The organism is Mycoplasma imitans ATCC 51306 (genome assembly GCF_000518305.1).
Classification (GTDB): domain Bacteria; phylum Bacillota_I; class Bacilli_A; order Mycoplasmatales; family Mycoplasmoidaceae; genus Mycoplasmoides; species Mycoplasmoides imitans.
In genome coordinates this window covers 37,766-60,668 of the sequence record NZ_JADI01000009.1, presented here as the reverse complement: position 1 = coordinate 60,668, position 22,903 = coordinate 37,766, and the positions used below count along the sequence as shown (strand labels likewise).

The 22,903-nt window shown below is 31.7% G+C and carries 19 protein-coding genes and 1 tRNA gene; 19 read left to right on the top strand and 1 reads right to left on the bottom strand.

All coding sequences use genetic code 4. The features are described from left to right. The first annotated feature begins 3 nt into the window (after positions 1–3). From P690_RS0101590 to P690_RS0101520, 16 genes are all read left to right on the top strand, one after another. Positions 4–1,059, top strand: coding sequence for an ABC transporter permease (locus P690_RS0101590; protein ID WP_027122052.1), 1,056 nt, complete (start codon positions 4–6; stop codon positions 1,057–1,059). 22 nt (positions 1,060–1,081) lie between these two features. Further along, positions 1,082–2,158, top strand: a complete 1,077-nt coding sequence (locus tag P690_RS0101585; protein ID WP_027122051.1) for an ABC transporter permease — start codon at positions 1,082–1,084, stop codon at positions 2,156–2,158. A gap of 15 nt (positions 2,159–2,173) precedes the next feature. Beyond that, entirely contained in the window at positions 2,174–3,370 is a 1,197-nt protein-coding gene (locus P690_RS0101580) for an ABC transporter ATP-binding protein (protein WP_027122050.1), read from the top strand. 7 nt (positions 3,371–3,377) lie between these two features. Beyond that, positions 3,378–4,748 (top strand): ABC transporter ATP-binding protein, encoded by a 1,371-nt coding sequence (locus P690_RS0101575; RefSeq protein ID WP_027122049.1) that lies wholly within the window; start codon positions 3,378–3,380, stop codon positions 4,746–4,748. A gap of 145 nt (positions 4,749–4,893) precedes the next feature. Further along, the gene (locus P690_RS04345; protein WP_156920497.1) at positions 4,894–5,064 is read left to right on the top strand and encodes a hypothetical protein; all 171 of its coding nucleotides are present in this window, start codon (positions 4,894–4,896) and stop codon (positions 5,062–5,064) included. A 193-nt stretch (positions 5,065–5,257) separates the two neighbouring features. Then, positions 5,258–7,948, top strand: coding sequence for an MG321/MPN456 family lipoprotein (locus P690_RS0101570; protein ID WP_027122048.1), 2,691 nt, complete (start codon positions 5,258–5,260; stop codon positions 7,946–7,948). A 147-nt stretch (positions 7,949–8,095) separates the two neighbouring features. Beyond that, positions 8,096–9,301, top strand: a complete 1,206-nt coding sequence (locus P690_RS0101565) for an ABC transporter permease (protein WP_027122047.1) — start codon at positions 8,096–8,098, stop codon at positions 9,299–9,301. A 4-nt stretch (positions 9,302–9,305) separates the two neighbouring features. Next, on the top strand, positions 9,306–10,445 hold the full coding sequence (locus P690_RS0101560; RefSeq protein WP_027122046.1) for an ABC transporter permease: 1,140 nt from the start codon (positions 9,306–9,308) through the stop codon (positions 10,443–10,445). Further along, positions 10,445–11,776: an ABC transporter ATP-binding protein gene (locus P690_RS0101555; protein WP_027122045.1), complete on the top strand. Its 1,332-nt coding sequence runs from the start codon at positions 10,445–10,447 to the stop codon at positions 11,774–11,776. Before P690_RS0101560 ends, P690_RS0101555 begins: the two co-directional genes overlap by 1 nt. After that, positions 11,769–14,264: an ATP-binding cassette domain-containing protein gene (locus P690_RS0101550; RefSeq protein ID WP_245576663.1), complete on the top strand. Its 2,496-nt coding sequence runs from the start codon at positions 11,769–11,771 to the stop codon at positions 14,262–14,264. Before P690_RS0101555 ends, P690_RS0101550 begins: the two co-directional genes overlap by 8 nt. Further along, the gene (locus P690_RS0101545) at positions 14,243–14,791 is read left to right on the top strand and encodes a DUF3899 domain-containing protein (protein WP_027122043.1); all 549 of its coding nucleotides are present in this window, start codon (positions 14,243–14,245) and stop codon (positions 14,789–14,791) included. Before P690_RS0101550 ends, P690_RS0101545 begins: the two co-directional genes overlap by 22 nt. Positions 14,792–14,819: 28 nt before the next feature. After that, positions 14,820–14,907 (top strand) — tRNA-Ser (locus tag P690_RS0101540). Positions 14,908–15,710: 803 nt separating this feature from the next. Continuing rightward, a complete protein-coding gene (gene efp, locus P690_RS0101535) occupies positions 15,711–16,277 on the top strand; it encodes an elongation factor P (protein ID WP_027122042.1) in 567 nt (188 codons plus the stop codon). Beyond that, positions 16,258–16,578, top strand: coding sequence for a hypothetical protein (locus P690_RS0101530; protein WP_027122041.1), 321 nt, complete (start codon positions 16,258–16,260; stop codon positions 16,576–16,578). The genes efp and P690_RS0101530 overlap by 20 nt, the downstream gene beginning before the upstream one ends. Then, positions 16,578–16,970, top strand: a complete 393-nt coding sequence (locus P690_RS0101525) for a transcription antitermination factor NusB (protein ID WP_027122040.1) — start codon at positions 16,578–16,580, stop codon at positions 16,968–16,970. The genes P690_RS0101530 and P690_RS0101525 overlap by 1 nt, the downstream gene beginning before the upstream one ends. Positions 16,971–16,973: 3 nt before the next feature. Beyond that, positions 16,974–17,639: a DUF5453 family protein gene (locus P690_RS0101520; RefSeq protein ID WP_027122039.1), complete on the top strand. Its 666-nt coding sequence runs from the start codon at positions 16,974–16,976 to the stop codon at positions 17,637–17,639. Here the strand turns inward: P690_RS0101520 and P690_RS0101515 are convergent. Continuing rightward, positions 17,636–18,046 (bottom strand): HIT family protein, encoded by a 411-nt coding sequence (locus tag P690_RS0101515; RefSeq protein WP_036459507.1) that lies wholly within the window; start codon positions 18,044–18,046, stop codon positions 17,636–17,638. The two genes, P690_RS0101520 and P690_RS0101515, sit on opposite strands and share 4 nt — an antisense overlap. 60 nt (positions 18,047–18,106) lie before the next feature. Here P690_RS0101515 and P690_RS0101510 point away from each other — a divergent pair, with 60 nt between their 5' ends. The 3 genes from P690_RS0101510 to P690_RS0101500 all read left to right on the top strand — a co-directional run bounded on the left by P690_RS0101510 (position 18,107) and on the right by P690_RS0101500 (position 22,831). Beyond that, complete coding sequence (locus tag P690_RS0101510) at positions 18,107–19,699, top strand: hypothetical protein (protein WP_027122037.1); 1,593 nt, start codon at positions 18,107–18,109, stop codon at positions 19,697–19,699. A 236-nt stretch (positions 19,700–19,935) separates the two neighbouring features. Further along, the gene (gene eno / locus P690_RS0101505) at positions 19,936–21,375 is read left to right on the top strand and encodes a phosphopyruvate hydratase (protein ID WP_027122036.1); all 1,440 of its coding nucleotides are present in this window, start codon (positions 19,936–19,938) and stop codon (positions 21,373–21,375) included. 85 nt (positions 21,376–21,460) lie between these two features. Further along, on the top strand, positions 21,461–22,831 hold the full coding sequence (locus P690_RS0101500) for a DEAD/DEAH box helicase (protein WP_027122035.1): 1,371 nt from the start codon (positions 21,461–21,463) through the stop codon (positions 22,829–22,831). Positions 22,832–22,903: the final 72 nt, after the last annotated feature.

Genomic DNA, 22,903 nt, shown 5'->3' with positions numbered 1-22,903 from the left:
AGCTTGACTAATAAAATTTTAATTGAGCATAACAAAAGTTATCATATCAGTGATAACACTGTTATCTTTAGGAAAAAACGGATTGAAGAGTTAACTTTGATCCAAAAACTATTAGCAATTGACTCACCGTTACTAAGAACTTTATGAAAGTTCTTCAAGATTATTCTTGAGTTTTTTGTGATTGGTTTAATCGTAATTTCGATTACATTCTTCTTGATTAATTCAGTACCTGGTGAAAACCCATTAACCCAAGGATTAGATGAAGCATCAAGAAAAGCGATCGAACAACGCTATGGATTGGATCTACCGCTATTCCAACGTTATTTAAATTATCTTAAAGGGATCTTTGTTGGTAATTTTGGTATCTCATTAGCATTGTTCCCAGAACAATCTATTAATAGTTTTATCTGAGATAGATTTTATAAATCATTCTTAGTTGGAATCTTCTCAGTTGCACTAACAGTTGGTATTGGAATTCCTCTTGGAATCTGAGTGGGTAAGAACCCTGGTGGATGAGTTGATAATATCTCTACAATCCTTGTGAGTGTGTTCTCATCAATTCCGTCAATTATCTTCGCTTTAGTTTTAGTGTTTATTGGTAGAGCGATGGGTATCCCTTATGTGTTTGATCAAGCTAACTTTGTAACTTACATCTTACCTGGTCTTGCACTTTCACTTGGAAGTATTATTGTTTATATTAAATATATTCGCACCGAACTTAACCGTGAGTTAAATTCAGTTCACGCTAAGTTTGCTTACTTAAAGGGTGTATCAAAAAACCGCTTTGTATGAAAGCACGCACTTAAACCGTCACTGTTCCCAATTGCGACATTCTTCCCTGCAGTAATTTTTGGTTCATTTATTGGTAGTATTTTCATCGAACAGATCTTCTTAATCCCTGGGTCTGGTGATACTTTATTACAAGCAATTCAAACAAAAGATTACAACGTAATCTTATTCTTAATCGTAATGTTTGCTCTAATTACAGTGCTCTCATATGCATTCAGGGACATCTTATACGAGCTAATTGACCCAAGAATTCGTCGAAGAACAAGTTAATGAATAAAACAGATAAATTGATATGAATAAATTTAAAGAAAATAATCTGCAAACCAAACCACCTGGATTTAAAGATAAGTTTAAAAACTGAGTAGCAAGAGTAGCTAATAATATCAGAAGTCGTTCTGATCTTAGTAGCGATGAATTTGTAGATCCAAAAACAGCACCAAACCCAGTTACTCAACCTTTCAATTACCAATCTTGAAAGTTAGTTGGTAAGATTGTTGATTTCCAAGCAGATCAACACATGAGCCCTCAAGCAAAACCGTTCCGAGAATTCGTTAACCGATATTCGCGTTCTTTTGCTGGAGTGTTTGGAATCGTAATGTTATTATTAATCGTTGTTTTAGCAATCTTCATTCCGTTTTTCACACAAGATCCAAATAAAACTAATATTGATGACCGTAACTTGATCTTTAACTCTAGAGATTCACAAAACGTTTATCATTTTCTAGGAACAGATGATCTTGGTCGAGATTACTGAGCAAGACTTTGATGGGGATTAAGATATTCGATTGCACTTGCTTTTGCTGTAACCGTGATTGAAGTCATGATCGGTCTAACGATTGGAATTATGATGGGGCAATTCGAATTCTTTGATAAGGTAATGACTTTTATTATTAAAGTCATTTCGATCGTTCCAACAATCATTATTTTGATCTTATTAACAATTATTATTTCACCAAGTTTCTGGGTTATTGTGTTCGCACTTTCATTAACTTCATGAACGGGGATGGCTAACCAAATTCGTGCTCAAGTAAAAAGAGCTAAGCACTCAGAGTGAGTGATGGCTTCAAGAATATTAGGAACACCTATGTGAAAGATTCTAAAGAATTATGTTCCAGTAATCTTACCAATCCTAATCACCCAATTAGTGTTTACTATTCCAGGGGTTGTGTTAGCTGAAACATCATTAGCATTCATTGGTTTAGCAATTAAAGATATTCCAACATTAGGTAATATTATCTCTGAAGGGCAAAAAGTGTTCCCAACATACGCTAGATATGTATTTATTCCAGCTACGTTCTTGATCTTAATTACAACTAGTGTTCAATTGATTGGTGCTACTGTTCAAGATTCACTAAGAAGACAAAGATAATAAAAAGATTAGTTTATGAAAAATACAAAAACAAATAAGAAGAGTTTTAAATATCGCGTTAAAGACTATTTTTCCAATCTTTTTAGTTTTATAACTAATCGTAAATTTGTCTTTAATTGGGAAGAATTTACCAAAAATGTTCGATACAAAGAATTTGCTAATGGTGAAAAATTAAAAGTTGTAGCAGAGATTAAAGATATTCAACTATCTTTCTTAAACCCTTCACGACCAGGTGAAAAAAATAAAGTTTTACGTGGTCCTTCGATTGAGATCTACGAAGGTAAAGTACACGCGATCATTGGTGAATCTGGTAGTGGTAAGTCAGTAATCACTTCATTACTTTATGGATTAACTGGTGATAATGCCGTGATTGATGGTGGTGAAGTTAAATTGTTTAACAACAACGTTGAAAATTTCAGTTTCCGAGATTGGGAAAAATCACATTACCGTGGTCGAGTGGTGTCAGCTGTTTTTCAAAACCCGATGTCAACACTTAATCCGACAATGAAAGTTGGTGAACAGATCATGGAAGGAATGATGATCAACAAGATCGTTAAAACTAAAAAAGAGGCTTATGAACGTGCTGTTGAATTTTTAAAATTAACAAAAATTTCTGACCCTGAAGCAGTAATGAAGTTATACCCACACGAAATGAGTGGGGGGATGATCCAACGGGTGGTGATAGCTGCAATCGTTTCACTTGAACCAAAAATCTTGGTAATGGACGAACCAACAACCGCACTTGACCCTACTGTTCAAGCATTAGTTTTAGACGTAATTAAAGATTTACAACAAAAACTAAATCTTTCGATCGTTTTCATTACCCACGATCTTGGAGTAGTGGCTTCGATCAGCGATTACATCTCAATTATGTATGCTGGTCAGATCATTGAAGAAGGTACGGCTAAAGAGATCTTAAAATTCCCACAACACCCTTATACTTGGGGTTTAATCTTAAGTATGCCTGATTTAAACCAAGGGGATCGTTTAGCAACGATCCGTGGATCAGTTCCATCAAATCTTAACAACATCGTTGGTGATGCATTTGCAGTAAGAAATGACTACGCACTTGGAATCGACTTTGTTGAAGAACCAAAGTTTTATTGAGTATCACCAACTCATCGAGTTAAATCAGCATTACTTGATGAACGAAGTGAAAAATACACCCCACCTAAACATATTCAAGAATTGTGAGATGCATATAAAGCTTAGATAAATTATGAGTACATTAGATAATAAAAAAGATCATAAAGATTACTATATTGAAGAAAAGAAACAGTTATTATTCTTCAAAAAACGTTATTTAAGATTTAATACTCCAGGAATTGATGAAATGCTAAAGGTTCCTGAAGGAAAAGAAGTTTTAGCATCTTTACGAAACGTTGATATCACTTATGGGGTGGGTTCAAAGGCATTTAGAGCAGTAGTAGATATGAATTTAAATATCTACACTGGTGAGGTGTTAGGTCTAGTAGGTGAGTCTGGTAGTGGTAAATCTACGATCGGTCGTGCGATAATCGGTTTAGTTCCACACAGTTTTGGTAAGATCCAAATTTTAGATAAAACCTTACCGCAAAAAATGCGCCGTGGTTTTAAGTTTGGTAAAGCGCTTAAAGAATATAAAGCGATTGAAAACTTTATGGTTAATAAAGTTCAGATGATCTTCCAAGACCCAGCTAACTCACTTAATCCCCACGTTAATGTGGATAGTATCGTTTCTGAAGGTTTAACCAATTTAAAGAATGCTAAAGAAATTTATCTATACAACATCGATCAAGATGTAATAAAACATGTATACGAAAAATGACTAGATAAAAACGATTCACAGATTGATCGCACCTTTTATCAAGGTTATGAAGCTAAACTAGAAGAATTAATTAGTAAGGATGATATAACTGCTTATGATGCAATCTATCATGGGTTTGCTAACAAACTTGAACAATTTAGTCATCTTAAAGAAGCTAGTCAATATTTACTAAAAGAAAAAGAAAAGCGTAACGAACTAAATAAGTTAACTGAAGTTGATTGTAAAAAGATCTTAGTAAGAAATATCTTAGCTTCAGTAGGATTAGATGAATCTGTACTTAAGCGTTACCCACTTGAATTCTCTGGTGGTCAACAACAACGGATTGGAATCTCTCGTGCTGTGGTGTTGCGTCCAAGATTGTTAATTGCTGATGAACCAATCTCAGCACTTGACGTTTCGATTCAAGCTCAAGTTGTTAATATCTTTAACGACTTAAAGAAGAAGTTCAACCTAACGATCTTATTCATTGCTCACGACTTGAGAATGGTGGAATACATCTCAGATCGAATCGCAGTAATGAACAAGGGAAGATTACTTGAAGTTGGTAGCACTCAAGAGATTATGAAAAACTCACTTCACCCTTATACTAAATCATTGCTAGATGCAGTGCCTTCAATTACTAGCAACAAGGGAAGTTTAATTGGTTACAAATACGATCCAAGTATCCATGGTTATGATCATAACAACCAACCGATATGACAAAAGATTAACGATAACCACTTTGTTTTAGCCACAGACCAAGAACTAGAAGAGTGAAAACAAGGTAAATATAAAGAAGATTAAAAAAAACAATAAACCAACAACGCAAAGAAAAACGTGTTGTTGGTTTTTTGTTTTATAGATAAAAAGCTAATAAAAATCAGATTATTTGATTAATAAATAAGCAAGAAAATAAAAAATTAATTAAATTCACAGATAACAAATTTTCGTGTATAATATTAATGATATTATGTTAATAACTAACCAGACATTCAAACAAAGTTTTTGAAATATTAATAAGAAGATTATGAAGAATAATACGAGTTCTTCAACATTTTCATATTTCAATATTGTTAAGATGAAGATGTCTGTGGATGAGTGTTCTAATATTACATCATAGTATTATATAGATTGCTTATCCAAAAAACTATTTAAGAAAATAAGCAATCGCGATAAATATTTAATATAAATAATTGAGTTATAGTGATTGCTTAAGGCAATCACTATATTTTTATTTGGTGTTAATAACATATTATAATCAACTTATTAATCAAAATAAGTATCAAGAAAGAAAATTATAAATTTAAATGACAATGAAAAACAAAAACAAAACCGTTTTAAAAATCGCTTCGACGCTTTCGTTTGCTCTCATTGCTACAAGCACTTTAGCATCATGTGCTAATTCTGGTTTTAGAGACGAAAACTTTGCTAAAGGATACGTTTTTGAAAATAATGCTAACGTAAAAATTAAAGCAGCAGACGGTCTTAGAGATATTCCATTAAATAAAGAAGCGTTTGTAAAAGCGTTAAAAGATATGGGTGCTACTAAGGAAAATCCATGAAAAATTGTTGACAAATCATTAGTTGTAACTGCACAATCAGACGATTTAAGAACAATGATTAACAACAAAACAGAAGCATTAAAATATTTGTCTGACGGTTTAATTGACTATCAATTTGTTTTAAGAGGTTCGACAACACCATCTATTGAGGACTTCTTTAGTAAAGGGGATGCAACCTCTGGTAGTTTTATTTGGGTTGTTGACTACCCTGCAGTGGGTTCGTTTATGGAAGGTTGATTTGCTAACACCAAAGGACCAAAAATTAGTCATTACATTATTCAAAGAATAATTGATGTTGCTAATAAACCTAGTGATTACTCAAAAGTGTATACCCAAGAATACGTTGATTTAACAGCATCACTAGCACGCGCTATTGTTCAAAGTGGATTAACGCAATTAAATGCACCAAGTAGTTCTGATAGTGCTTCTAATTTAACATTAACTGCAAAAGACACACAATTCTTAAATCTATTTAAGGGTAAAACTGTTGACGAAGTTTTATCAACAGATCAAAATAAAATTGATACATATGAAAGTTCAATCACTAAATATCTAGGGGAATGAACTGCAAGTAACACACCTCGTGCATTGTACTTAATATCATTTTTAGATGATCAATTTTCATTCATTCCATCACCAAGCACAAACAACACTTCAATTACCCATTTATTAATTAAAAGTCCAGAATGAAAAATTCGCAGAACTTGAAAATCTTCAGAATTATTATTAAGAGATACGAATGGTCCAGAAGGACAACCTTTTGTTTCTGAAATACCTGATAGTCCAACAAGAGGAACTGAGCTTCCGCTTCAATCTACGTTTACAGCAGGAGGTGGTTCTTATTACCCGGGTTCATTTGCTAACTTAATTTCATCTGAGACAACTGGTGATATTACTTATGACTCAGCAACAAGAACAAGAACAGCTAATGTTACTGACACTTACAAATTAGAAGGTGCTAAAGGGGTGAAATTATATGATGCTAATAACAAGTTATTAGCAGTTATATTAAGACCTACTACAGGAGATGGTGCTGATCAGTGAGCTAAAACCGTTGAAGATAATGCTAGAAAAGAAAATTCTAGTGTTTACATCTCAACAAATGGAATTGTGGATCCTGAGGTTGATAATAATTTACAACAATATATTGATAAAGCAGTAAGGTATGACTGATTAATCGATCATAATGTTAAATGAACAGACAGCACTGGCAAACCAGTAGCAGGTTTATCGGGTCGTGATTTTGAAAGAGGTTTAGAGTCTTTCTGATTAGCATCTGGCATTAAATATACTGTTAATGGTTATCTTCTTGATTCATTAGGTATAGATCTTGAAAAAACATTAAATGGAACAGTCAAACAAGTTGATGGTAAAGATGTTGTTGAACCTGGAAAAGAAGATATCACTTCGCCACAATACGATATTGGTAAATTCACAAGTACAGATGATACGTTTAGAATGTATCTAAAACAACCTTATGCATATGCAATGCAAATGTTCAATAAGAGCTTCATGACGCCAATGCCTTACTGAGATACTAGAGTAAGAGCTCTTAGAATTCAAGGTCAACCTGATAGTACTGTACAAACTGTAACAGCTAATGCTAACACTAACGTAGAATTTAAAACCAATGGTGCAAAATGAACTGATCAATCAGTTGACGGAGCAGTTGCTCTTGCAGATGGCACAAAAAATATTGATAAAAACAAAACTAAATGACCACAAATATTTGGTTACATCAATGCAAGTGATAACTCACAAAACACAAACAACGCCTACTACTCAGGTTCATACTATCTAAGCGCTTATTCTGCTAACCAATATGCGCAAACCTACAACCCTAATTACCAAAAAGCGTTTACTGAAAACTACTACTCTAATAAAAATCCAGTACAAAGAGCACTAACTAACTACGGTGGAGGTCGAAGCCCAGACGTAATTTATGCTGCTTACCGCAACGATAACTCAAGCCCAACACAATTAGTCGTTCCTAGAAGTAAGATTATTAATGCCTCAACAACTAGTGCGTACGAACCATTCTACTGACAATCTAAAGTAACCACTCCTTCTCAAGCTATGGTTTACTATGCATGATCTGCTTCACCAAATGCAACAAATTTACAATATCAAGATAAAGTAACTCAAAATATCTTTAAAAATTGAAACAGTGATGATTCTAGAATTATCCGTGCTGGTATAGTTAACTTAATTAACTGATACAAACTATCGCAAATAGTTCAAGACAGAGGAACATTCCAAATCACTTCAATTCCTTACAGATCATTAACTGATAAAACTTTATTTGGTAATGTTCCATTTAATGATGGAGTAATGGCTGCACAACTAAACAAGTTCCCTGACGCATTCAAAGTTAATGGTTATAGCGGTTGATTAAGAAGACCATACACCGACTTTGAACCGGCCGTTCCTTCAAGTAATTAGTCTTGCTAATAGGATTAGGTCTAATTAAACAAAAAAATACTTTATTATAATTTTTATGATTGATTTGTATAGATCTTAGATCTATAAAAGATTATGAGTAAACAACTAAGTTGAGCTTAGTTGTTTACTCATTTATGTAAAAAAACAATGCTAACTTATATATTAAAAAGAATAGGTTTTGCAGTACTAGCTGTTTTTATTCTTTTAACAATAACATATTTATTATCTGGACTATTGCCTTATTTACCAATAAGCCCTGGTCAAAATGAATCTCCGGAGTCTTTTAAACAAAGATTAGACGCGCTTGGTTTTAACCAACCAATCATTGTAAGATATGGAAAATATCTATATGGTCTGTTAGTTAACCACTCATTAGGGCAATATTATTCAAACAGTTCAATTAATATCGGACAATGATTCTTTCAAACTGTACCTAATACTTTATTGATTACATCATTTTCTTTTGTAATCTCAGTAATCTTAGGTGTGACTTTTGGGATCTTGTCTGCAGTGTATCGCGGTAAGGCGATTGATACAACCTTAAATATCTTATCGGTTGTTTTTGTTTCAGTTCCTAGTTTTGTCATCGCGATCGTTTTATTAATCATCTTTAGAAATACTAATATTCCCACACGGTATATCGCCCCTGGTTCTGATGGTTATACCGTCGGTAAGTTCTTAGCTTCGTTAACCTTGCCAATCTTATCTTTAAGTTTGGGTGGGTTTTCAAGTATGACTTATTATATGCGAAACGAGATGGTTGAAGTTTTACAACAAGACTATATTAAAACTGCTAAATCTAAAGGATTAAGCAACAGTGCGATTATCTTTAAGCACGCATTTAGAAATGCTTCAATTCCAATCTTATCGATTATTGTTCCATCAATCCTTGGATTGATCTCGTCTTCATTTATTATCGAGACGTTTTTCAGCGTTCCTGGAACAGCCTCATTATTAGTAGCCGCTATTCAAAATAATGAAGTTAATATGTTAGCATTCCAAGTCCTGTTCTTCTCATCACTAAGCTTTTTGATACAGATCTTATTAGATTTCATCTACACATTAGTTGATCCAAGAATTCGTCTAGCTGAAGCTAACTCATTCATCTTCATAAAATGAATTCACAATAACATTGTTAGAAGCAGAACCAAAAAACTATGATCGTTGGTGAATGAATCAAATGCTTATGTTCTATCTAAAGAAAAAGATAAATCTTTAATTGATTCAATTAAAGATAATAATGATTTATCAAAACCAAAAGTTGTAATTGATAAGAAATTCAACATTCCAAATAATGTTGAATACATTATTCTTGATAGCAAGATTTACAAGTTAGAGAAAGTGCTAGGTTAATGCTATGACGATATCAGAATTAAGTAAGCAATATCAATTTGATAAAACCTTGTTTGATCGAGTTGATGCTAACGAACAACTAAACAAGCAAAGTTTGGTTATTGGTAAACCAAGTAACTACATTGTTGAGATTATCAAGCGGTTTTTTAAAAACCCTGCAGCTGGTATTTTTAGTGTAGTGTTAATCATCATTATCCTATTATCAATTATCGTTCCGTTGGTATCAGAATTCAGTCCAATCCAACCAATTGGAATCGATCAAATTTATTTCAACTTACCACCAAGAATTTTAGGAACCAATCCGACTAAAAATCTGATTATTCCAAAAGACTTCTTGTATATGTTTGAAGGCACGATCGTAAAGCAAACTGATGTAGGAAACAACAATGTGCTGATTAAGTTCCATCCATATATGTTAGCCCAATTAAAAGATCTATATCCGATCTTTGGGACTACACAAGGTGGAGTTGATGTTTGAACTAATTTGTGACAAGCGATGGCTACTTCACTTCAATCTGCATTAATTGTTGCAGTGTTTGCAACATTAATCGGGGTGATTTATGGAGCTATATCTGGTAGTTTTGCTGGTAAATGAATTGACACCGTAATGATGCGAATCGTTGAGATTATAGGGGGATTGCCGTCAATTATCTTGATTATTATCCTTGCACAAATCTTTACGCAAACCAAAGGGGGGTCTGGTGGTAATTTAAGTGTGAGTGCAATTAATGCAGCACTAATCGCACTGTATTGAACAGGACCTGCAAGAGTAACAAGAATTTACATTGTTAAATCTAAAGATGCTGAATACGTGCAAGCTGCACGTACATTAGGTGCTAACCAATGAAGAATTATCTTCAATCATTTAATTCCCAACATCTCAGGGAGATTAGCAGTTATTTTTGTTAACTTTATTCCAGTTGCAATCTTTGTTGATGCAGGTTTGGTCTTCTTGGGACTTAAATCTGGACAAGATGTAAGCTTGGGAACGATCCTATCATCAACATATCAAAACGTAACGCCTGATTTATTGCACGTATCATTACCACCAATTGTAGTGTTCTCATTATTTACAATCTCATTACAGATTATTGCTAACGCAATTAATGATGCGGTTGACCCAAGAATTATAGGTAGAAAATAATGCAATTCAAACAACGTTATTTAGTTAGTGATTCTAATAAGAAACTAAAACCAGGTTATATGGTGGATATTGATAACCTTAATGTTTCTTTTAAAACAAAAGACGGGATGCTACAAGCTGTAAGAGGGGTGTCGATCTCAGCTAAACAAGGTCAGATTATTGGAATCATTGGTGAGTCTGGTAGTGGTAAATCAGTGTGTGTTAAATCATTAATTGGTTTTAATGATAACTCTAAGATTGTCGCTGATAATCTTAATCTTGATGATATTGATATCACCAAGATTAAACACCGCGACTGGTCAAATCTAAGAGGTGAATATGTTACATATATTCCCCAAGACCCATTAATGTCTTTAAATCCGACTAAAAAGATTGGCGCACAGATTAAAGAAGCTTTGGTAATTGCTGAAAAAAGAAGATACCGCCAAGAAGTTAATGCGATTAAAGAAGGATATATCAAGCAAAAACAAAAGTTAGAAAAAGAATTATCAAATAGTGTAGAACTAACTAAAAAACTGGATGAATTAAAAAATAATTACACAATCAAGCTATCAGATGCTAAGATCAAATATCGTAACGAAAAAAGCGCAAAATCAATTAAAACTAAGATCTATCAGATCTTAGAATTCATTGGGATCGTAGATATTAAGCATAAGATCAATGCTTATCCCCATGAATTCTCAGGTGGGATGAGACAAAGAATTGTGATCGGGATTGCGATTGCATCACGACCAAAATTGATTATTGCCGATGAACCTACCACTGCACTTGATGTGACGATTCAAGCTAAGGTTTTAGACCTAATTAAAAAAATTAATCAGGTCTATAAAATTACAGTGATCTTCATCTCGCACAACATTGCATTAGTGGCCAACTTTTGTGACTATATTTATGTGATGTATGCTGGTAAGATCGTTGAACAAGGGAATATTGATGATATCTTCTTAGACCCACGCCACCCTTATACTTGGGCGTTGATCTCTTCAATCCCTGATGAGGGAATTGAAGGTAAATTAAAATCAATTCCAGGTTCTGCACCTAATTTAATCTCACCACCTAAAGGTGACGCATTTGCTGCAAGAAATGAATATGCCATTAAACTAGATTTTAATAGTCAACCACCACTAGTACAAATCACTCACACTCACAAAGCAGCAACTTGATTATTACACCCAGATGCACCTAAAGTTGAATTACCTGATTTGGTAAAGCAAAAGATTGCTATCTACAAGAGATCGCTATCTGAGTTAAACAATAAAGAAATAAAAGATAAAACCCCTGAAGTAGTTTATAACGTATTTGATACTAGAGAGAAAAAGATCGATGAGTAACCAAAAAAATAAAGCGCAAAAACCATTATTAGATGTCGCTAATTTATCAGTAGTATTCAACTCTAGGGGTTCGCAGTTTACGGCTGTTGACAACGTTTCTTTTAAAGTTAATAAAGGTGACTTTTTTGGGATTATTGGTGAGTCTGGTAGTGGAAAATCAACGATTGGTAAAACTCTGGTAAGACTTAATAAAGTTAGCGGGGGAATGATCAATCTTGATGGTCGGTTGATTGGTAATAAGAAAATAACACGAGCTAATAAGTCTTGGTTGCACCAAAATGCTCAGATGATCTTTCAAGATCCAATGAGTTCGCTAAACCCAATTAAAACGGTGCTAAGACTAGTGGCTGAGCCAATTATGATCAATAAGATGATCCATAAGAAGGCTAGAGATCTTTATAATAAGATTACTTATATCAAGCCATATTTTCATTATGTGTTTGAGACTAAAGAGTTTGATTTAACCAATCAGTATCAAACTAAATATTACCAAAAGTTAATTGATCAGTACACTGATGCGATTAACCAAATTAACAGTTTTAGTGTAAACACTAACGACTTTAATGCTGGTTACAAAGAATTGGTTTTCTTATTAGATGACGCATCTGAAAAAGTCCAAAATAATATTGAGTTATCAAAAGCTTATTTTTCAGATTATAAAAAGATTATCAGTGATTATATTGATGATTATGATCAACAAAAATACGATCCAGTAGATCTAGAATTTGATCAAGCTAAACTTGATCAAACTCATAAGCAAAAACTTTTAAAATATTCGCAACCAGTTTTAGATTTAAAAGTGCAAAGACAAGCAAAACAAGCGTTGTATAAAAAAACGATTAAAGATTTTAACGAACTTTATTTGTTTAGAAATTTCTCAGAACTTTTAAGTTGATTAACAACCGTTGAATCTGAACTAAAGAGTTTTAAATACAAAATGGTAATGGCATCAACACCATTAGATTATGCTTATGCAGGAATTAATTATTATTGAAAAAAATCTGAGTTAAGTATCATTAAATTAATTAAGAATGATAAGTATTTTGAAAAAGAAAATCTTGATGGATTAATTAAGCAAATCAACGGTTATTTTACTGATATTTTTGAACCATTGTTAACGATCGTGATTAATTTTTCGATCGAATTAACTAAGGATATTTTAAAAACCAATCCGTTTAATAATCAAGCAACTACTTACTTAGATTTAGCTAAACAATTATTCAAAGCAATAGATAATCAATTAGATCAAGATAAACTAAGCAGCACAATTAGTTACATTGATTCATTAGCAAATGCTAATGATTATATTAAGCATGCTAATTATGCAAAACATAGTTATGAACAATGAAAAGAAGTGATAATTAAAAACTTCAAATCATTAGTTAATGATGTTGATAATCACAAACACGAATCTAAGCGAATTGTTAATGAAAAAAACATTGATTTGTTTAATTTAAAGAAAGAAATTAAACAACTAAATCGTGATATTAGTGATACCTATAGTTCATACAAAAAAAGTAATAAAACAGATGCAACTAAGAACTTTTTAAATGCTAAGAAAGTTACTTTAGATAAAAAGACTAAACGTGATCAGGTGATTCAAGATTATCGTAACCAATTACCAAAGATCAATCAACAACGCGAACAACTAAAACAAGAAGTTAAAAAACTCCGCGAGCAGTACATAAGTAGTAAACGAAAGTTTGAAAAACTAGTTCACGAAAAAATTCATCATTTAGCCCGCGAAAATCACTGACACAATAAGGATGTTAAGTTGTTATTATCTGCAGTTAAGTTACGTTTCAAATCAATGGATGCAGTTGATTTTGAGCACAGAGTAATTACTAAAGATAAAAACGTTTACCGTAACTTATTTTTAAAATTACCTAGATCATTAAGTTGGATCTATCTATTCCCATTAAGATCAATCTTAATTCGCGATAAGGTGTTTGATGCTTTAAGTCAAGTTGGTCTAAAACCAGAACACGCTTATCGTTACCCTCACGAATTCTCTGGTGGTCAACGCCAAAGAATCGTGATTGCGCGTGCACTAATCACCGATCCTCAGATCGTGATTGCTGATGAACCGATTTCAGCACTTGATGTGTCTATTCAAGCACAAATTGTTAATATTATGAAAGAGATGGTCGAAAAACGCGGTGTAACTTTCTTGTTCATTGCCCACGATCTATCAATGGTTAACTATGCATGTGAAAACGTGATCATCATGCACCGAGGTAAGATCTTAGAACGCGGAAATGTTGATAAGATTTTCAAAAACCCAATTCACCCTTATACCAAATCATTAATGAAAGCTTCACCAAAGCTATCTAATATTCATTTAGATCTAGCTTCATTTGATGAAGGGTTTAGTTACCACAAGAATTATTCAGTAATTAACAAACCAACATTCCACGTAGTATCTGATAATCACGAGGTGTTCTGTACGAAAGAGCAATTTGATTTATGGGTAAATCAAAAGCGCTAAAAACTGGTTATAACCACTATTCTAATAAATATGTTAAGTCGTTAAACAAAAACGACTTAACAGATGATAAGATTGACAACACAATCAACCAAAAAGGCCTTAAGTATCCTAGGGGCTGATTTGGTTTTTGTTTTTGTTTGATTGTTGTAGTAGTCGCATTGTTTCTTTTAATTTTTGTTAAAAGAAACGTTCCAACGAAAACACAAATTTTAGACGCGACAACGATTTCAAGTGGAATAGGTTTTTTATTTCATGCAGTTGGCTTTGTTAATCGCCAGAATATTTTTATGATGTTAAAGTACAAATTCAAGAAACTTGAATTGTTCTTTTCTTTTAAAAAACACCGAGAAAAACGCGATTTTTTATATGATCATAGTAATGCAGCCAACTACATTAAAAGCTATGATGATTATCTAACTTACGCAGCCGAAAAAAACAAAGCATCGTTTAAAGTTTTTTATATTACCTTTTTAATTTACGGAATTTGATTTTTAATCTCAATAATAATTTCTTTTAGTTTGTCTTAAAAAATGTTAAAATTTTTAAGATAATACTGGGAGCATACTCAAGTGGTTAAGAGGACACCCTGCTAAGGTGTTAGATCAGCAATGGTGCGTGGGTTCGAATCCCACTGCTTCCGCCATTAATAGTTAATTTAAAAAGAAAAGTAGTTCTAGATTTCAAGAACTACTTTTTATTATTTTTATAAGATTAATTTTTAGTGTAATTATTTTTTGCAAGTACAATCTTTGCAAGTGCATTTGTCTTTGCATTTACAACTACATTCGTTTTTAACAAACATGCTTAGTTCTCCTTTCTATATCTAGGTTATAAACCTCACAAAAAATAAGTGTTGAAATTTCAATAAACTCAGTTCTTATTTATATTTTTTTTAAATATTCGAATTTTTATTTATAATAAATATAATTAAGGCAAGAGCAATTATTTAAATGTAACACTTTTGCTTTAATTAATAGGATTAATTTTTTGTGTAATTATTTTTGCGAAGTAATGTTACAGGTGCAAAAGCAATTACATTTGTTTTTAATAAGCATACTCAATTACCTTTCAATTAATTTACAGACCTAGAAAACAATAAAATGGTAAGTATAATACACAGCTAACGTTTTGTGATATTTACCAAAGATTTAAAGAATTTTTATTGCTTATTAACAACTCAAAAATAAAAGTAGTTCTACACGATGTGGAACTACTTTTATTTGTTTGATAATCTTCATGAAGATTATCTTTATAAACAATTAGTGTTATTTTTTTTATAACCAAAAACTTATAAGTTTATCTTTATTAGCTTAAGCAGCAAAAACACGCTTTAAGTTTTTTCACATATTCTAGATTTTGATAAATAAAGAATAACTGAACAAAATCTAACAATAATCCGATATAATCAAAGAGATTTTTTATTATATTAAAATCTTATAAGTTATTATGGCATCAATTATCCACGCAAAAGACCTTAGAAGTGGTCATACATTCACATTAAACGGCCAAATTTATTTGGTTATTGAAAACTCATTTAACAAGACCGCAATGCGCGAAGGGATCGTTAAATGTAAAGTTAAAAACCTACGTACTGGTTCAATAACAACTGAAGTATTAACTGGTATGAAACTTGAACAAGCTAACATTGAAAAAGTAAAAATGTCGTTTGTTTACCAAGATCAAAATAGTTTTGTGTTCATGAACAATGAAACTTACGAGCAAATCGAAGTACCTAGTAAATTACTAGAGTATGAAAAGAACTTTATTACTGAAAACACTGAGGCACTGATCATGCGTTATGAAGATGAGATCTTAGGTGTAAGTTTACCCGATCAAGTGGTGATCGAGATCGAGTATGCTGAAGATGCTGTTCAAGGTAATAGTGTTAACAATGCACTAAAAAAAGCAACTTTAGTTACTGGTTATGTAATTGAAGTTCCTCAATTCATCAAATCTAAAGAAAAAGTAATCGTATCAACGGTCGACGGTAAATATGTCTCAAGAGCAAATTAACATCAAGAGCATTCTTTATAACAAGTTTGGCAGTATCAAGATTACAGATAAAGCGTTTCGTAGTTTTATCAAAAACAAGATTGATACCTATCTTGAAAACAATAAAGTTATCGAACTAATCAAGGTTGATCTATATCACTTTTATGATGATACGAATGCGCAAATTAATATTTACGTGAAGTATCTAAAAAAGAAATATGATAACAACTTCATTAAAAATTTGTCTAAACAAATTATTAATGCGATCAATGTTGAATTGGGTTTAGTAATCACTTCTGTTAATTTTATCCAACAATTCTAATGAAAAAACAAGTTAATCAAAGATCACAGTATCAGATTAGGTATGATCGTTTAACTTTTATTTATCAAGTATTGTTGCTTGATTTAAATCTTGATGAGATCTATGAGCAGATTAATCAATTATCTGATTCTAATGATCAAGAATTCCTAACGAATTGAACTGGTTTCATTAATCAAGTTCCCACAATCGTTTCAGCGCATTTAAAAGAAACTTGAAGTTGAAACCGACTAGATTATATGGTTAAAGCGTTATTTAATTTGGTGATCACTGAAGCTAAAGTGCTAAAAACCCAAAAAGCAGTTTTAATCTCTCAAGCAACAAAACTAATCCAAGAATATGGTGATCTTAATAGTATTAAGTTGATTAGCGCAATTTTAAATAAGGTGATCTAAATTATGATGAAGTGAAAAAAATGAAGAAATCATTACATTACCTTTTTAGCTAACCTATTTGTTTTTATCGGTTTTAGTATTAACGCCATTTTACTTCGAGAAATCAATCCGATTAACAATAATCGGGTGCAACTAAATCCCGAAGTAATGATCATAACATCGCTTATTGGTAGTTTAATCGGAATTGCTTTTATAGGTCTTGATATTAAGTTTTTTATTAAAGATTTCTTTTATCAAAAATTTCATTACGATAAAAAATATACCAGGATGTATATAGGTGGAATTTCGGTATATTTATTCAACATCATTCTGGGAATGTTGTTCGTGGTATTATCAGTTCATTTTTATCGTAGTGCTGATGCTGCTAATGCTAATAGTGTGATCAGTAGTTTTAGAATTAGCACGATCTTAATTTATGTTTCGATCGGACTAACGAGTGCTATTACAATCGTTAATTTTGTAATTATTCGTTTAGCGCGTTTATTTATTGAACAAGCGCTTGATAAGAGAAAAAATAACACTGATGAGAACATCAAACCAGTTAATAGTGATGATAAATCAGTGATTATTTCTTTTGATCAAAATAATAAGATTGCTCAAGAGCAATCTGATAGTTCTAAAGCTGATAAAAATTCCGAAAAAGCTTCAGGTGGATTAAGCGAACTTTAACGCTTAATTTGCTTCATTAGTTCTTTAAGATCTAAAATATTAACTTTATTAGTTTTAAAACCAAAACCTTCTTTAGCAGCATACTTAGGAATAATATGTAAATGGAAATGGAATACTTCTTGCCCTGCAATCGATGCTTGGTTAGATAAATAATTATATCCATAAACATTTAGATCTGAACGATCTAAGATCTTAACAACTTCTTGAGCAAGATCAGTCACCGCATGCATTTCTTCTTTAGGTGTGTGGCTAAAATCTTTATGATGTTTTTTAGGGATCACTAGTGTGTGTCCGTTTGATACAGGAAATGCATCTAAAAAAGCGATTGCTAAATCGTTTTCAGCTATTATATTAGCTTCAATCTCTTTATTAATAATCTTACAAAAAACACAATTAGTCGCTGTCATATTTATACTCTTTAAACTGTTAGTAAACAAATTATTAATATAATAATAATATTAATTTATATGGTTAATGATAATAACACAGTAAATTTAGCAAAATTGTCTAATTACCTTTCAAACCTAATTAGTACTGAAATTAAACCGCATTGTTCTTTAATTAAAAAACAAAACGGTTTATCAATCAGTAGTTTTACTTTTTTATTAATCAGCGCTTTATTAGTATTACTACTAACAGTTAATGTTTTTATAGTTTTATGAACGGCTTATAATAGCAAACCAAATTTTGATGATAAAACTTCAATCAAGTTGTTATTAGAACAGTTCAATGCAAACCGTTTAATCAGTCATGTGCTATTTGGTTTTCTACTAATCATTTTGGTTAGTTTGATTACTTTAATTAGTTTTGGGTTTTATTTTAATAACCATAAGAAGTTAGACACACCAATTAAAGAGATTAAACGACAACTTAATTTTGTTAATCGGGTTAGTTTGGTGTGCGCTTGTATCACGCTTTTTTTAGCGATCTTTGGTTTTTTTGTTTTCTTTAATTTCTGTGGCAATTACGAAGAAATTATCAAAAGTAAAAAAACTTTAGATGATGTAATCGAAAAAGATTCAACGATAAATACCAAAACACTTATTAGTGGGATGTTGGGAATCTTCTTTTGTTTTGGTGTCATCTTATTATTTGCTTCAATCCTAATTAAGAGTGTGTTTAGTGTGCAATATAGTTTTTTTACTTCTTTATCTAAATTAAAAAAAGCAATTGTTAAGTTGGATGCTGAAACAGTAGTTGTACAAGAAGAAAAAGTTGAAAAACCAAATGAACAAGAGCAACCACAATCTGAAAATGTTCAATCTAACACACAAGCACAAAGTGAACCATCAAAAGAAGAAGTTAAACCTCAATCTAGTTCAACTCCACCAAACAACGAACAAAAACATGCTCAAACTAAAGCTAATCCAGATCCTGATCTGGATGCCCTGTTTAAAAAATTTAATAAACAAACATTTAGTGCTTCAGCAACTCAAACTCAAGCAGTTGATCCAAATAATACAACTAAAACTACTGATCAACCAACAACAAAGATTAACAAAGAACAAACTGTTAAAGTAGATCCAAAAACTGATTCAAATCCAGAGTATACTTCAAGCGAATCAACTTCTAGTCAGCAATCTTACACCCCACCACCAACTTCAGCTCCACAAACTGAAGTTAATAGCAATCAAACCAAAGAAACTAAGGTTAATGATAATCCAACTAAAGATTTAAAAGATGTCTTTAAAAAGATGCATGCTTATACTAAAACTCAAGAGGTCAACAATCAAACAACAACTGTTGATAATAATCAAAGCGCATCTAGTCAAAGAGTAGAACAAACAACAACTGTTAATAAAGAAGATGACTCAGCTACACAAACAGCGACAAGTAATGTTAATCCTGCTGACTTATACAAAAATATCTTTAAGTTTAAATCACCATTATCCGGTGCTAATGATGAGCAAAATTTAAAACATACCCAATCTGTTCAAGAAGAGAATAAAGATAACATTGAAGAAGAGTTAGGTATCGGTGTTAAAACAATCAAAGAAGAAGAAAAGCAAAAAGAAGAGCTAAAAAATTTATTCAAAAAAATGAAAGATTCAAAAGAATAAATTTAGTTCAAAAATAAAAAAACATGATCAACGAATTTTACCAATCGTTGATCATATTTTAGTTCATCTCAAAACAACAAGTTGACACTTCGTTACCGAAATGGCCTTGATTGATTCTGCTCATAAGTACCACAATGAAAAAATCTTATAAATATATTTTGAGATTTAGTTTTTATTTTTATAAAATAAATAGTGAAAATATTTCAATTAAAAATAAAAAAAAGAAGAAAAATAAAATGGCAAAAACAAACAGTACTAGCAAAAACAAAAAATTAGAAATTAAGAGTGTTTTTGCATACCAAGTATTTGACTCAAGAGGTTTTCCTACAGTTGCATGTGAAGTTGTTTTAAACGACGGATCTAAAGGGTTATCAATGGTTCCATCTGGTGCTTCAACTGGTGAAAAGGAAGCTCTAGAATTAAGAGATGGTGGAACTAAATACCATGGTAAAGGTGTAACTAAAGCTGTTAACAATATTAACAAAAAGATTGGTCCAAAAATCTTAGGTGTTGATGCTACTTTACAAACTCAGATCGATGAGTTTATGATCGAACTAGATGGTACTAAGACTAAATCTAAATTAGGTGCTAACGCATTATTAGCGGTATCATTGGCTGTATGTAGAGCTGCTGCTGAATCATTAAAATTACCTTTATATCAATACATTGCTAAAAAGGTAGCTAAAGTTAAAAGCGTTGATTACATCCTACCAGTTCCAATGTTAAACGTAATTAATGGTGGTGCTCACGCTGATAATACAATCGACTTCCAAGAATTCATGATTATGCCAGTAGGTGCAAAAACTATGGCTAAGGCATTACAAATGGCTAGTGAAGTGTTCCACTCACTACAAAAGATTCTTAAGTCTAAAAAATTCAACACTAACAAAGGTGATGAAGGTGGTTTTGCACCTAACTTAAAATCAGCAGAAGAAGCACTTGACTTAATGAGTCAAGCAGTTGTTGATGCAGGTTATGCATTAGGTAAAGATGTAGCATTTGCACTTGACTGTGCAGCTAGTGAATTCTACAGCAAAGAAAAGAAAGCTTATGTGTTTAAAAAAGCAGTTAAAGCTGGAATTCTTTCTGAAGAAAAAGGTACTAAAACTACTGAACAATTAATTAGCTACTTAGAAGAATTAACTAAGAAATACCCAATCGTTTCAATCGAAGATGGTCTAGATGAAAACGATTGAGCTGGTATGGAATTACTAACTAAGAAAATTGGCAAGAAAGTACAAATCGTTGGTGATGATACTTACTGTACAAACCCTGAGTTAACAGCTAAAGGTGTTTCATTATCAGCTACAAACTCAGTGTTAATTAAGTTAAACCAAATTGGTACATTAACTGAAACAATTTCAACAATTAACATTGCGAAAAAAGCTAATTGAACTGCAGTAGTTTCTCACCGTTCAGGTGAAACTGAAGATTCATTCATTGCTGATTTAGCAGTTGCTTTAAGCACAGGTCAAATTAAGACTGGTTCTATGTCAAGATCTGAAAGAATTGCTAAATACAACCGCTTATTAGCAATTGAAATTGAATTAGCTAATAAAGCTAAATACTTAGGAAGTAAAACTTTCTATAACCTAACTTCAGCAGCTCCTGTAGTTAAAAAAGCCCCTGCTAAAAAAGCTACAAAAGCTAAACCAAAAGCAAAAACAAAGAAATAATTTTATAATTAACTAACAACTAACTTAGACGCAAAAATAAGAAGTTTAAACAAAAACTTCTTATTTTTATTTTTAAAATTAACTTATGAACAAGATATATCCTTGAAAAGATTTTATTACTAAAACCCTAAAACAACTAGGGATTTATGAACCAACGAAGATTCAAAAAGAAGCAATTTTACCATTAGTTAAGCAAAAAAATGTAATTGGTGTTGCACCTACGGGAACTGGTAAAACCTTAGCTTTTTTATTACCAATTTTACAAAATTTAGATCCAGAACAAAATTTAATTCAGGCAGTTATTATAGTTCCAACTAGAGAGTTGGCAAATCAGATCAAAACTGTATTACTCAGTTTTATTAAAAATAATAAAGCAATCAAAATTAAGGATTTTGTCGGTAATACTGAATTTGATCAACAAATTATTAATATTAAAAATAATCCACCACACATTTTGATCTCAACTCCAAGTCGATTTAACCAAGCGATTGATCATGCAGTAAATTGAAATCTTAAATCAACGAAATATTTAATTTATGATGAGATCGATATGATGATTGATCAAGGATTTTTTGCTGATTTAATAAAGACGCAAAATTACCTATCTAATGCCAATAAAAAATTGACAATAGCAGCCTTTAGTGCAACATTACACCTTGATGTAATTAATAAGATCAAACGTTTTATTAAAAATGCGACACCAATCAACGTTTCAGATTCGATCTGGATTAACGAAAAGATTAAACATTATCTAATTAAAAATAAAAGTCTAGATAAATTAGATTCACTTCACGCAGTGATTAAAAATATTGATCCTTATCTTTGTTTAATCTTTGTTAATAAGATAAAAGATATTCCGCCAATTCAAAACTGATTTGAACAAAACCAGATTGCTTTTGCTACACTACACGGAAAGTTAGATAAAAGGGTAAGAAAACAACAATTTAACTTAATCAAAAATGATCAAGTTAAATATGCAATTGTATCTGATTTATCATCTAGAGGTATTGATTTCAAAGCAGTATCTCACGTAATTTCATGAAACTTACCTAAAGATGATATTTGATATATTCACAGATCTGGGCGTACAGCTAGAGGTAATGAAACCGGGGTATCATATGTGTTTTTTGATCCGAACGATGAAGCGATCTTAAGACGACTTGAAGCTAAGAAGTTGGTATTTATCCCATTAAAGATTAATCGGGATTTATCTTTAACTAAATACAAAATTGTCAAATCAACTTATAAAAAAGCCCAGGATGAGGCGGTTGCTAATGAGATCAAAAAAGTGTTGATTTCAGCTCCTAAAAAAGTTCAACCAGGTTATAAAAAGAAAGTTAAACAAAAGATTAATAAGATTAAAGCTAAAGCTAAACGTCAAGCAATCGAAGCTAAAGTTAAACAACGCTTAATTAGTTCTTATAAGAAAAAAAATCGCAAGATCAAAAGTGTATAATTTACTACTTTTAATCTCAAAAATTTTACGAGAAAAAACAGAAGAAAAATAACGTTTTTAAAATTATTTTAT